The organism is Flavobacterium sp. (assembly GCF_035456085.1).
Lineage (GTDB): Bacteria > Bacteroidota > Bacteroidia > Flavobacteriales > Flavobacteriaceae > Flavobacterium.
Genome location: NZ_DATIDY010000192.1, coordinates 1 through 14,187, shown reverse-complemented (window position 1 = coordinate 14,187; position 14,187 = coordinate 1). Strand labels below are relative to the sequence as shown.

The following is a 14,187-nucleotide window of genomic DNA, read 5'->3' as shown; positions in this document are numbered from 1 at the left end:
GTATTTACCGAAAGATAATTTGACTGATGCACCGCATTAATATCATTTCCGTTTTTATCTAAAACTACATCTAATGGATAAAAGTCAACTAAATATTCTCTGGCACATGCCATTTTACGGGTGTCATAAATAAAATCAGTTTTGACATAACCATAGAAATTAAAGTTCCAGTCTTTTACTGGTGCTGGTGCTACTGGTTCTGGAGCCAGCGCTTGTGTTGCTACTGGTGCTGTTTGTGAATATCCCGAAAAACCGGCCATTAATCCTAAAACAGCCATATATACTTTTTTCATTTTATTTTATTCTTAAGTTTTTACATAATCTATCCTATGCGGAAATACTTTTCCCCACGAAATAAAAAATGCAGCAATTTTTTAATTTTCTAAGACACACTCACGTAATAAGGCCTCGACACTCTGATAGTCTAATCCGGTATGGTGACTTAAACCTATCTGACACAAACGGCTGGTAGAAACCGCCTTGTTACAATCGTCAGGAAGGGAATCTTTGAGATTTCTCAAACTGTTAGCATTCAGTTCTGGTGTGCTGAAACCTTTTACGCCGGCAAAACCACAACAAGCGATTTCGGGTACAATCAATTCATTTGTGCACAGTTCAGAAAGTGCAATAAGCTGTTTGCTCACTCCCATTTTTGTCACGCTACAAGGGACATGTAATGCCAGTTTGTCGAATTTTTTAGCAATAGAAAGCTCCGGTGCCACAAAATTATGCAGGAAGGTCAAGGCATCATAAAGCTTCAACCTCGAATCAACCAGACCCTGTTTTTGCGCATCAATGATTCGAACCGAACAAGAACTATTGTCAAGATAGACTGGAATTTCGCCGTTTCGGGTAGCCTCCAATAATGAAGTATTGATGTCGCTCAGCATTTTATTGGCCAAATCATAATCGTTTTGCGAAGAAAATGGCTGACCGCAACACAATTTAGCCTGAGCCGGCGGATAAGAAACTTTATAACCGGCTTTTTCAAGCAAGAATAATGTATGCGAAGCCAAGTGAGTATCTCCGTCTCTTCCTTCACCCATCATACGGTTTACGCAACTCACCAAATAAATAACTTCTTTGCCGCTTTTAGCAGTTGGTTTAGGCAAAGCACCTGCCCCTTTTGGCAATCCTTTGGTAGGAAGATAAGGAGTTGAAATCATATCGTGTAAACCACTGCTCAATTTTTCGATGGCCTTTTTTCCGGTTACTTTTTCAATTGCATTGATTGCAGATAATCCAAATCCTGAAACTCCCATCATAGTAGCGAAATTATTTTCTGCCATTCGGAATAATTTCGGATGAGAAGGTTCTCCTTTGAGTTTTTTTGTCAATTTTCCGGTATCAATCCCAACAGGGCACTTGGTAGCACACATGCCGCAAGTGGCACAAGTGTCAATACCCATATATTGATACTCTTTTTCAAGAAATGCCAATTCCTTAGGATTTTCACCTGTTCTTTTTAAATCCTGAATTCTTCTCCAAACGGTTATTCGTTGACGTGGAGTAAGTGTCATCGTAGCCGATGGACAAACAGGCTCGCAATAACCGCACTCAATACATTTATCTACTAGATCATCAGCGGCAGGCAATGCTTTAAGATTTTCAAGATGTACTTTTTTATTGTCAGAAATAATTACATCCGGATTCAATAAATTCTCAGGATCGAATATTTTTTTAATATCACACATTACAGCATAAGCAGCATCGCCCCATTCTTTTTTGACAAAAGGAGCCACATTTCTTCCCGTTCCGTGTTCCGCTTTCAGAGATCCTCCAAAAACATCAACAACAAGATCGTTTACCTCTGTCATAAAGGCATCATAACGTTCTACTTCCGATGCAATACTGAAATCCTGAGTAAACACAAAATGGAGATTCCCTTCCAGTGCATGACCAAAAATCAATGCTTCATTGTATTTGTATTTTGCAAAAAGTTCATTCAGACTTCTTACACCTTCGGCAAGATGTTTAATCGGGAATGCCACATCTTCAATAAGTACAGTTGTACCCACGGGTCTAACAGCGCCAACAGCAGGAAATAATCCGCTTCTTACTTGCCAATAATTGGCATAGACCTCCGGTACTTTTGAAAATCCGGAATGATGATTGGCATTAAAATCAGCCAAGGTTTTATTTACCGCTTCAATTCGTCGATCTAAACCTTCTGGACTTGAGTTTCTGACTTCAATTAAAATTGCAGTAGTTCCAGTTTTTACAGGCTCATACATAAATTCAGGCAAATTTTTCTTGTCCTGAATTGCGGCTATACTTCGACTGTCAATAAGCTCAACAGCCTCAACTTCACCGGCATCTCTAAGAGCTGTAACCGCATGGCAGCAACGATCTAATTCATCAAAAAGAATTAATGCTGAAGCTTTGTCTTTATAATCATGAACCGTATTGAAAATAATTTCGGATATAAACCCTAAAGTTCCCTCTGATCCGATAAAAAGATGAATCAGCATCTCAATTGGATCCTCAAAATCCAATAAGGAGTTAATTCCGTAACCTGTTGTGTTTTTAAGACGGTATTTATGTCTTACCTTTTCTTCTAAATCTTTATCCGACTTAATTCTATTGGATAAACTAGTCAGCTCACTCAATAAAGAGGCATGACTGATTCTGAATGCGGCAACATTTTCTGGTTTCGAAGTGTCCAGTACGGTTCCGTCCATCAAAATCACACGCATGCTGTTCAGTGTGTGATATCCGTTTTCTTTAATTCCACAACACATACCGCTTGAATTATTTGCTGCAATTCCCCCAATTTGTGCCGCCCCAATAGATGCAGGATCAGGTCCAATTTTACGTAGGTATTTTTTCAATAGATTATTTGCGTGCGCACCTACAATGCCCGGTTTCAAACGAATTTGCAGTCCATCATTTAGTACTTCCCCTTTTTTCCATTTATCACCCATAATCACTAGCACCGAATCCGTTACCGATTGTCCGGAAAGACTGGTTCCTGCCGCTCTGTAGGTAATGGAAACCTTGTGTTTTTTTGCTAATCGGATTACCGTTTGAATATCTTCTTCAGTTTCCGTTTTAACAACGATTTGAGGATTCATTCTATAAAAACTCGCATCGGTTCCGTATGCCAAAGTTTTCATCGGATCAATATATAAACTCGATTCTGGTATGTAGTTTTTCAGCTCATTATAAAAAGCTTGATGCTTTGCTGTCATTTTTCTCTTTTTATTATTAATTAATCAATCATAAATACTACAAGACTCCTTGCTCCGTGAGCTCCCAAAACCAGAGACTGCTCAATATCGGCAGTTTTAGACGGTCCGGCTATGAAACTCCCAAAACCGTATTCTTGATTACCTATTTTTGTATAGGCTTCGTGCATATTGTGAACGATATTTTTTTTATTTACTACGATAGCCAAATATTGCGGAATAAATGCGCTAACTCTTTGGCCAAACATTTCATCGGTTACCCAAAGTGCCGAATTTTCTGCAACCCCAAAATGAGCGTTAAAAATGTTTAACTCGACATTTTCAAGAGAATGCGGATCGTCGTTGAGCCAATCTAGCGATGCAATCCCCGAAAGCTCAGGGATAGTGGTAATTATGCGTTTGTTGGTGTCGTAATTCTCTTTTATATATGAAATTATTTCATCATAATTTTTCACTTCTACCGCATTTCCGCCAATTCCTTTAAGGACCGTTTTGTATTCTTCCAGTAAATCTGCTTTCTGAACACCCAATTTTTCCAAACTTGGCAAGGCCGAAATTGTCTTAGGCTGATTTTGTTTTACTCTCTGTAATATTAATTCTCTGCTGTTCATGGCTTTTGTTTTTTATTTTTTCTATACCACTCTTTAAAAGTTTCCTCTGGAGGAGTCATCATTTCTCTGTTTTTGTACCAAACATTCATGCTGTTATTTACCAAAAAAGGCATTTTTTTCATTGCAAACGTTGCCATTTTGGTTGTTGCAGCATACATAGAAGGGCTTCCGAGAACGGTACCGGCCGCTTTCATAACTGCTGTCTTTACTATTGAAGTATACCCATCTTTGGTCAGCTCTTGTCTCCAAGCATAGATTTGTTTATCTAAATCTATTTTAACGGGACAAACATTGGTACAAGACATACAAAGCGTACAGGCTGTTGGCAAATCGGAATTTGCTTTCTTGTCGAGATTTGGTGCTAAAACAGTTCCGATTGGTCCGGGTGTGGATACGTGATAACTGTGCCCGCCGCTTCGCCTGTAAACTGGACAGGTATTTAAGCATGCACCGCAACGAATACATTTTAAAGAGTTTCTGAAATCAGGACGTCCTAGTTGGTTGCTTCTCCCATTATCAACAATAACAAGATGAATTTCTTTTCCTTCTCTCGGCTTTTTAAAGTGGCTCGAAAACGTCGTTATCGGCTGTCCCGTAGCGCTTCTTGCTAATAGTCGCAGAAAAACACCAAGATGTTTACGCTCCGGAATCAGCTTCTCCATTCCCATACAAGAAATTTGCACGTCGGCTAGGTGAACTCCCATATCGGCATTTCCTTCATTGGTGCAAACAACAAATTCACCGGTTTCGGCAATAGCAAAATTCACCCCGGTAAGTGCCGCTTTTCGGGTAAGGAAAACGTCTCTCAAGTGCAATCTTGCGGCCTCTGTCAGATATTGAGGATCATTGTTCCCTTTTTCTGTACCAAGATGTTCATTAAAAGTGGTACTTACATCGGATTTTTTTAAGTGAATTGCTGGCAAAACGATGTGGCTTGGCGGCTCATTTCGAAGTTGTACAATACGTTCTCCTAAGTCGGAATCGATAACATTCACTCCTTTTTGAGCTAAATATTCATTCAAATGACATTCTTCGGTAAGCATTGATTTAGACTTAACGATTTGATTTATGCCATTTTTTTGCATTATCGAATGAACAATTTTGTTGTGTTCAGCAGCATCAGCCGCCCAATGAACGATAATGCCGTTTTTCAAGGCATTCGATTCGAATTGCTCCAAATAACGGTGCATATCCGATAATACATTGTCCTTAATTTTTGAAGCTGCCTCACGAAGCTGCTCCCAGTCGTCAGTCATAAAAGCCTGTTTATCTCGTTTTTCACGAACAAACCAAAGCGTTTCATCATGCCAATTTACTCGGCTTTCATCTTTGTTAAAAACAGAAGCCGCCTCGCTGTGGGTTAAATTATTTTTCATAAGAATTCAATATTTCGGCGATGTGAATAACTCGTATTGGACTTTTTTCTCTCTTTAGGATACCGTCAAGGTGCATCAAACAGGACATATCACCTCCAGTAATAAAGTCAACCCCTTTACTTTCATGGTCTTTTATACGATCTTTTCCCATCTTTATAGATATTGCCTCTTCAAATACACTGAATGTTCCGCCAAAACCGCAACATTCATCTTTTCTAGTGAGAGACACCATTTCTAATCCTTTTATTTTACTCAATAACTGCATCGGTTTTGAAAATTGCGGTGCATTGAGTTCGCTCATCTGTGCCAATTTCAATCCTCTGTGCCCATGGCAACTGTTATGAAAACCTACTTTATGGGGAAATTTCCCCTCGATAGATTCTACTTTCAGAATATCGGTGATAAACTCAGTAAGTTCATAAACACTGTTTCTGATTTTTGTGGCAAGTGCTTCGTTGTTTTCGTCATGTAAATGTTCTTTTACATGAAGTGCACAACTGCCAGAAGGGCAAACAATGTAATCGTATCCTGCAAAATTGTTTACAAAATTCTTGTCGCACCCTTTTTGTAAATGCTCATAACCGCTGTTTGCCATTGGTTGTCCACAGCAGGTTTGTCTCTCTGGAAAGGCAACATCGCAGCCCAGTTTTTCCAATAATTCTAATGTTGCAATTGCTACTTTTGGAAAGAACAAATCAACATAACACGGTATAAAAAGTCCAATTTTCATAAATTGCTGTATTTTGAATTTTAAAAAATGAAATCGCCATGATTTACTGAATTAGTAGAACTCAAATCATGACGACTTTCACAAATGGTATTACTTGGCAAACAAAGTCATTGATAAAATACCGATTATCAATCCTAAGACAATTAATAAAACAAGACAGTATTTTAAACTAGTACTCATAACAGCACTTTCCTGCCCTTCTTGATTTGTAGCCGAGGTAGCAACGGCAATACTTTGAGGAGAAATCATTTTACCCAAAGCCGCACCCGAAGTATTGGATGCCACTAACCACTCTGGATTAACTCCAATTTTATTGGCAACATTCAGTTGCAATTTTCCGAACAAAATATTTGACGAAGTATCAGATCCGGTTACGAATGTCCCTACTGCACCAACCAAAGGAGCTATGAATGGATAGAAACCACCTGTAAGCAAAATCAATCCGTTTGAAAGATCCAAAATCATTCCTGAAGAATCCATTACTTGAGCCAATGCAACAATTGAAGTTACTGTCATTATCGTTTTACGAAGTTGGAAAAGTGTTTTTCCAAATATTTTAAACATTGCCGAAAAATTACTTCCTTGCAACAATCCTCCGATCAATGTGGCTATGATTATCAAAACTCCGGGCGTATTTAACCATGTAATTTTTAATTCCTTAATAATTTCAACTCCATCAGCTCCAACACCGTAATTAAAAGGTATAGCACTTCCAAAAGCTACTGCTTTATTAATTCCAGGGAATAACGGACAAAAAGCAATAATTAAAAGCACCATTATGATATAAGAAGAGGCTGCAACAAACAGATTCCCTTCGGTTGGAGTTTTGTCTGCTTCTTCTTTTTTAAACAATTTGCAGTACACTATTATACTTACTATAAAAGCAACAGTACCAACAATCGACACTAACTCTGCTCCTACTTTCATGGCAATAAACAATTGAACTGCTGTACAAATAGTGGTACAAACAGTGGTCAGCCAGAAAACACCTTTTATAGCTTTAAACGAACCCTCGGTTACAACAATCAGCAAATAGGGAATAATGAAATTGAAAATGGCCAATTGCGCCACAATATAGAATGAAAGCGTTTGAACATTTAATTCAGTCAAATCTGCTAGTGTAATTACGGGAATACCAACAGCACCAAAAGCAACAGTTACCGTGTTTGCCAACAATGCCAATAATATAGATTTCATAGGATTAAACCCGAGAATAATCAGAATTCCAGTAGGAATTGCAACCGCAGTTCCAAATCCTGCTACACCTTCTAAAAAACCTCCAAATCCCCATGCGATAAGCAAAACCTGAACTCTTTTATCAGAACTCACTTTTGACAGCATATTCTTTATCACATCCATGCTCTTCGTTTCGAGCATAATATTGTAGCAAAATATTGCACCAATAATTACCATACATATGGGCCAAAAACCTTTTAAAGCACCTTGCAAAATTCCCACTGCAACATAATCAACAGGTTTGTGCCATATAGTCAACGCCAAAACAGCTGTTACAATTAATGTGGAAAATGTGGCAATATTAGCTGCCACTTTAAATTTGATAATTAGCAACATTAATACCGCTATCGGAATAATGGCCAACAGAAAAAGTGAAATTTGATTCATTTTTAATTTGTTTTAATTTTTATTTTTTTTCCTAAAATAAACTGCCTTTTTAAAGCTAAATATGACGAAACGCGGTTAAAATCAAAATGAAATACTAACAATAACTGATTCATGATATTTATTAAAAAACCAATAAATGAATCAGATTAGGTGTTTAAAAAACATATTTGATCTTCTTTTGAACCCTTTTCTATTTATTTAACAAGTTTACCTGAAAACGAAATTACTTTTCTGTGTCAATCCAAAATGTGATAAAAATCATAGTGCAGTATAACTTTTTTACTGTATCAGTTATTTCTATTATTATGTAAGCGATTTTAACTATAACGATATAAATTTTAACTATATCGATAGAAAAAAATATGTTTGGGACTATCAAAGTATTGATAATCTGCTGGGAAGTGAGTTTTTTTTATATGAGGAATACTTGCGGAGTGAGTATCTCCTTTTATGGAATAATTCAATTTCGTTATGAAGTTTATGCGGAATCCTGAATTAAAATAATTATTTTAAAACTTAATTGGATTGGACTTTTTCGAAAGTTACGATTTGTTGTTCACCCGATCTTCATCGAATTATTTTGGCATAAAAAACCAATCATCATTTTGATTACTTGATTTCTGGTTTGCCCGAGAGAGGGATTACTTCACTATATATTTATTTTCACTGGAGTTCAGTGAACTTCGTTTGAAGCTAGCTACCAAAGTAGCGCGTAGAGCCCGACCGCATTAAGGAAAGTAGCCGAATAACGGCAAAGAAAAGCAGGTCGCTTTTCTTAATGTGGTCTCGCCCACAATATTTAGAAGTAAATTGTCTTTATATTTAATGTTCTACTAGAAATGGTGGTATAAAAGACAGTAATTAACCTTCAATTTTTAGTGGCTTGATTTGCCATTTGTATCTAACAGCTAATAATCGCACTGCTATAATAAAAATTGAAGTTGTCAAATACAATACGTCATTGTCCAGATTTATTTTTTTCAATCCAAAAAAAACAATTCCTCCGGCCACGCAAATGGTCGCATAGATTTCCTGCTTAAATAAATTTGGAACCTCGGCGCACAAAATATCCCGAGTCACTCCTCCAAAACAAGCTGTAATAGTTCCTAATGCAACACATACGACAGGATTTAATCCGAAATTCAAACCTTTTTCGAGTCCAACCAAAGTATATATTCCCAATCCGATTGTATCGAATAAAAATAGAGAAATCCGAAAATATTCTAATTTTTTATGAAATAAAACAGCTAATAAATAGCCCACAAGAGCAACATAAATATAGATCAAATTTTCAGTTTTGAGCCAGAATACCTTTTCGCCCATCAATACATCACGTAAAGTTCCTCCACCAAAAGAGGTCGCCAGAGCAATAACAAAAACGCCAAAAAGATCCATTTTTTTGTGCATTCCCGTTAAAGAACCCGACATGGCGAAAGCAGCAACACCTATTACTTCTAAAAATTCGAACATTTAGACAGAAATTTAATTTTTTGTAAAATTAAATCAAATGGTTCTATTTCTTTTAGGAATACCGGATAATCTTGCCTCTAACCGCGAATCAAACACAAAGTTTGTCATTCTGAAAGAATCCCACTCAACGTGAGCAACCAACATGAGATTAGCTAACGCTCCATTCACTTCGTTCGGGTCCTCCGAAATGACAAGTTTTGCGGATTGTTGGACAAGTAAAAACATCATTGGAAGCTGAATTAGGCAAAACTATTTTACATTTCATCTTTTTATAATACTCAAATTTCAATCAGGCTCTAAAAAAATCTTAGTATTTTTGCCAAATTAAATCACTTATCTTTTTAAATTGAAACAAATCACTTCCGTCCAAAATCCTTTTATAAAATCCCTGGTATTACTGCAGGAAAAAGCTAAAGCCCGAAAACAGTCGGGGACATTCCTTATTGAAGGAAAACGTGAAATATCATTAGCTTTGAAAGGAGGATATGAAATAGAAACGATTTTGTTTTTGCCTGAAGTTTGTTCGGAAACCGAAAGCCAAAAATTATCAGGTAAAGCTGAACTAATAGAAATTAACAAAGAAGTATATCAAAAACTCGCTTACAGAGATACTACCGAAGGGATTTTGGCTGTTGCCAAAGCCAAATCAATGTTATTATCGGGCTTACAATTATCTGAAAATCCACTAATCCTTATTGCCGAAGCTCCCGAAAAACCAGGAAATATTGGTGCTTTATTACGTACCGCCGACGCTGCGAATCTTGATGCCGTGATTATTGCGAATCCAAAAAGTGATTTGTACAATCCCAATGTAGTTAGATCAAGCGTGGGTTGTTTGTTTACCAATCAGATTGCAACTGGAACGACTGCCGAAATTATTGCATTTTTAAAAGAGCGAAACATCAATTTTTATTGTGCTACTTTACAAAACTCGACTTCGTACCATACTCAGGATTATACTTCGCCAACGGCTTTAGTTGTTGGAACAGAAGCCACAGGACTGACACAAGAATGGCGTGATGCCGCTACACAAAATATCATTATTCCTATGCAGGGAGAGATTGACAGTATGAATGTTTCGGTTGCTGCAGCAATTTTGATATTTGAAGCCAAAAGACAGAGAGGTTTTTAAAATGTTCAGGATTTAGATTGTAATTTTTAGATTGCAGACTTTTAAAGCAGATTAAATTTGTTTAAACTTTTAAAACTTAACACTTTAAGCATTTTAATTAAAAAACTCAGCAACTCAGTAACTTAATAGCTTAGAAACTTTTGAAAAAACCTTCTTGCATTTTTTCTAAAAAAACATTATATTTAGGAATTGAACCATGCCGTTATGATAGAAATAGACATAGAAAAAGAAAATAAAGCAATTGCTCAGGAATACAAAGAATTACTCCGTATCAGTTACCAAACCTTAACCGCTGAGGATAAAAAAGTGATACGCAAGGCATTTGATGTTGCTGTTGATGCACATAAAGATCAACGTAGAAAATCGGGTGAAGCCTATATTTTTCATCCTATTGCAGTTGCCAAAATTGTTGCCTCAGATATCGGTTTGGGAGCGACTTCAATCGCTGCTGCCTTAATGCACGATGTTGTCGAAGACACTCCTATCACCGTCAAAGACATCGAAAAAATGTTTGGTCCTAAAATCGCACAGTTGGTAGAAGGGCTTACAAAAATATCATTGGTACAAAAAGACTTAAATGTATCAATGCAAGCGGAGAATTTCCGAAAAATGTTGCTTACGTTAAACGATGACGTTAGAGTAATCCTCATAAAAATAGCCGATAGATTGCACAATATGATGACTATGGATTCTATGGAGAATTACAAACAAGTCAAAATTGCATCCGAGACATTGTATATTTACGCGCCATTAGCACATCGTTTAGGACTTTATAAAATAAAAAACAAGCTAGAAGATTTAGGATTAAAATACACTGAACCTGATAGATATAACAATATTGTCAGCAAAATAAGAGAAACCAAAGAAGAACAAGATCTTTATATCAAAGACATTTCCGAAGTTCTCCAAAAAGCTTTAGATCAAGAAAATATAGATTACATCATCAAAGGCCGACCAAAATCCATTTATTCCATCAATAGAAAAATGTTGGCACAAAATGTAACTTTTGACGAAGTCTATGATAAATTCGCCTTACGTATTGTATATAAATCAAATCCCCACGACGAGAAATTCCTTGCCTGGAAAATTTACTCGATCGTAACCGATCACTACAGACCCAGCCCAAGCCGATTACGTGACTGGATTTCATCTCCAAAATCTACTGGTTACGAAGCCTTGCACATCACTGTAATGGGACCAAAAGGCCGTTGGGTAGAAGTTCAAGTGCGAAGCGAACGCATGGATGAAATTGCCGAAAAAGGATACGCAGCTCATTACAAATACAAAAACGGGGCTACCGAAGAAAACGGTCTTGATGTTTGGCTAAATCTTTTGAAAGAAGCATTAGAAAACTCAGAGACAAGCGCAGTAGACTTTGTGGAGGATTTCAAAATGAATTTGTATTCAAAAGAGATTTATATTTTTACTCCAAAAGGAGAAATCAAATCGCTGCCAAAAGGCGCTACTTCACTGGATTTTGCTTTCAGTATTCACTCCGAAATCGGAATAAAAACCAGAGGAACCAGAGTCAACGGAAAATTAGTTCCTTTAAATTACGAACTAAAAAGCGGTGATCAAGTCGAAATTATCACTTCGCCAAATCAAAAACCAACAATCAACTGGTTAGATTTTGTAACCACATCACGTGCTAAAAATAAAATCAGAAACGTTCTCAACGAAAACACCAAAAAAATTGCCGAAGACGGAAAAGAATTGCTTACCCGTAAATTAAAACACCTTAAAATAAATTTAAACGAACAAACTATCAATGAGTTAGTCAACTTCTTTAAATTAAAAACAAGTTTAGATTTATTTTACAGAGTCGGCGTTGGCTCTATCGACAACCAGCAACTAAAGGATTATGCTGCTAAAAAAAGCAACACCTTAATCAACTTTTTCAAAAACAAAATCAAACGCAATCACAGTACAGCCGATGAAGACATTCACAAACAAGTCATCAGCAGCAATTATGATATGTTGGTTTTTGGAAAAACCCAAGACAAACTCGATTACAAATTATCCACCTGCTGTAACCCAATTCCAGGCGACGAAGTTTTTGGATTTGTAACCATAAATGAAGGCATCAAAATACATAAAAAAGATTGTCCAAATGCCATCGCATTACAATCCAATTATGCTTACCGCATCATGCAAGCCAAGTGGATTGACTCCACTCAACAAGATTTCAAAGCCACGCTCAACATTATGGGAATGGACACTTTGGGACTTACAAATGAGCTTACAAAAGTGATTTCGAACAACATGAATGTCAACATTCAGAGTATTTCACTCAGTGGTGAAGCAGGAATTTTCAAGGGACAAGTATCTGTAATCGTTCCCAATATCACCATTTTGAAAAAATTAATGGAAAACATCAAAAAAATTGATGGAATCGACAAAGTCACGAGAGTTTATAAAAACTAACAAAATAAACTTTAAAAGCAGAAATTGTGATAAACTTAAACAACAATAATTTCAAAAGACATTTGGGCGTGACCCCATTGCACAAAGGGGCTTACTTATAGCAACGCATACAAAGCCCCTTTGCACAATGGCGTCGGGCTATCCGCTCCGCCGCGGCGGACAGCTTCTATCCCTCACGCAAAAAACTTTTTCAGCATAAAACAACTACAGGAATATATTGAAGGCAGGATACTGGATTCACAATTAAAACCCTATTTTTTTATACTTTTAAAATAATAATTTATCTTTGCAAGATATGACACTCATTTCCACAGATAACAACAAAAATCAAGAGATTGTAAAAAACGTTTTTACAATGTATCTTGAAAACAAGGGACATCGCAAAACTCCAGAGCGTTATGCTATCCTTCAAGAAATTTACGAAAGTGAAGAACATTTTGATATAGAAAATCTATACCTCAAAATGAAAAACAAAAACTACCGTGTCAGTAGGGCAACTCTTTACAATACCATCGAATTATTATTGGACTGTGCTTTAGTTCGTAAACATCAGTTTGGACAAAATCAGGCGCATTACGAAAAATCATATTTCGACAAACAGCACGATCATATCATCATGACCGATACCGGTGAAGTAATTGAGTTTTGTGATCCACGAATTCAAACCATCAAAAAAACAATCGAAGAAATTTTTGATATCGAAATCACCAATCATTCCCTATACTTATACGGAAATAGAAAAAAAGAAAAGGTAATAGAAAATAAAATAGAAAACAGAATAGAAAACACTCCAGAAAATACTCTGGAGAACACATTAGAAAATTAACTAAAAATAAAACAATAGAATGACCGTAGATTTATTATTAGGATTACAATGGGGAGATGAAGGAAAAGGAAAAATTGTTGACGTTCTTACTTCAAATTATGATATAATCGCTCGTTTTCAAGGAGGTCCAAATGCAGGACACACTTTGGAATTTGACGGAATAAAACACGTTCTGAGAACCATCCCTTCAGGGATTTTTCATAAAACAGCCGTAAACATTATCGGAAACGGAGTCGTTATTGACCCGGTAGTTTTCCAAAAAGAAATTGAAGGCTTAGCTAAATTCAATTTGGACATCAAATCCAAATTAATCATTTCCAGAAAAGCACATTTAATATTACCTACCCACCGCTTACTTGATGCTGCTTCAGAAGCTTCTAAAGGAAAAGCAAAAATAGGTTCTACTCTTAAAGGAATTGGACCAACTTACATGGACAAAACCGGAAGAAACGGATTACGTGTAGGAGATACCGAATTGGAAGATTTCAAAGAACGCTACAGAGCTTTGGCTGACAAACACGAAGAAATGATTAAATTCTACGATGTTAACATTCAGTACAATTTAGCCGAAATGGAAAAAGAATTCTTCGAATCCATTGAGGTTTTAAAAACATTAGACTTTATTGACAGCGAAGAATATTTGGCACAAGCCCAAAAAGCCGGAAAATCAATTCTTTGCGAAGGTGCTCAAGGTTCTTTATTAGATGTTGATTTTGGAACTTATCCATTTGTAACTTCATCAAATACAACTGCTGCGGGTGCTTGCACCGGTTTAGGAATTGCTCCTAACAGAATCAAAGAAGTATA

The 14,187-nt window shown here is 36.6% G+C and carries 10 protein-coding genes and 1 pseudogene; 4 read left to right on the top strand and 7 right to left on the bottom strand.

The annotated features are described in order from the left end of the window. From VLC96_RS14455 to VLC96_RS14425, 7 genes and pseudogenes are all read right to left on the bottom strand, one after another. Window positions 1-293, bottom strand: a pseudogene (locus VLC96_RS14455) (hypothetical protein); the annotation flags it as partial. A gap of 81 nt (window positions 294-374) precedes the next feature. Then, complete coding sequence (locus tag VLC96_RS14450; protein ID WP_325264021.1) at window positions 375-3,191, bottom strand: FAD-binding and (Fe-S)-binding domain-containing protein; 2,817 nt, start codon at window positions 3,189-3,191, stop codon at window positions 375-377. A 20-nt stretch (window positions 3,192-3,211) separates the two neighbouring features. Beyond that, window positions 3,212-3,799 carry a LutC/YkgG family protein gene (locus VLC96_RS14445; RefSeq protein ID WP_325264019.1) on the bottom strand — a complete coding sequence of 196 codons (588 nt, stop codon included), beginning with the start codon at window positions 3,797-3,799 and terminating at the stop codon, window positions 3,212-3,214. Beyond that, window positions 3,796-5,175 carry a lactate utilization protein B gene (locus tag VLC96_RS14440; RefSeq protein WP_325264018.1) on the bottom strand — a complete coding sequence of 460 codons (1,380 nt, stop codon included), beginning with the start codon at window positions 5,173-5,175 and terminating at the stop codon, window positions 3,796-3,798. The genes VLC96_RS14445 and VLC96_RS14440 overlap by 4 nt, the downstream gene beginning before the upstream one ends. Then, complete coding sequence (locus VLC96_RS14435; protein WP_325264016.1) at window positions 5,165-5,905, bottom strand: (Fe-S)-binding protein; 741 nt, start codon at window positions 5,903-5,905, stop codon at window positions 5,165-5,167. Before VLC96_RS14435 ends, VLC96_RS14440 begins: the two co-directional genes overlap by 11 nt. A gap of 90 nt (window positions 5,906-5,995) precedes the next feature. Next, window positions 5,996-7,528 carry an L-lactate permease gene (locus VLC96_RS14430; RefSeq protein ID WP_325264014.1) on the bottom strand — a complete coding sequence of 511 codons (1,533 nt, stop codon included), beginning with the start codon at window positions 7,526-7,528 and terminating at the stop codon, window positions 5,996-5,998. A gap of 861 nt (window positions 7,529-8,389) precedes the next feature. Continuing rightward, window positions 8,390-8,998, bottom strand: a complete 609-nt coding sequence (locus VLC96_RS14425; protein WP_325264013.1) for a trimeric intracellular cation channel family protein — start codon at window positions 8,996-8,998, stop codon at window positions 8,390-8,392. Between the two features lie 346 nt (window positions 8,999-9,344). Between VLC96_RS14425 and VLC96_RS14420 the strand changes: the two genes are divergently transcribed. The 4 genes from VLC96_RS14420 to VLC96_RS14405 form a co-directional block, all read left to right on the top strand. Further along, the gene (locus VLC96_RS14420) at window positions 9,345-10,130 is read left to right on the top strand and encodes a TrmH family RNA methyltransferase (protein WP_325264012.1); all 786 of its coding nucleotides are present in this window, start codon (window positions 9,345-9,347) and stop codon (window positions 10,128-10,130) included. A gap of 204 nt (window positions 10,131-10,334) precedes the next feature. After that, window positions 10,335-12,554, top strand: coding sequence for a RelA/SpoT family protein (locus tag VLC96_RS14415; RefSeq protein WP_325264011.1), 2,220 nt, complete (start codon window positions 10,335-10,337; stop codon window positions 12,552-12,554). Window positions 12,555-12,849: 295 nt separating this feature from the next. Next, a complete protein-coding gene (locus VLC96_RS14410; RefSeq protein WP_325264009.1) occupies window positions 12,850-13,380 on the top strand; it encodes a Fur family transcriptional regulator in 531 nt (176 codons plus the stop codon). Between the two features lie 19 nt (window positions 13,381-13,399). After that, window positions 13,400-14,187: adenylosuccinate synthetase (locus VLC96_RS14405; RefSeq protein WP_325264008.1), on the top strand; the 788-nt coding region annotated here is incomplete at its 3' end.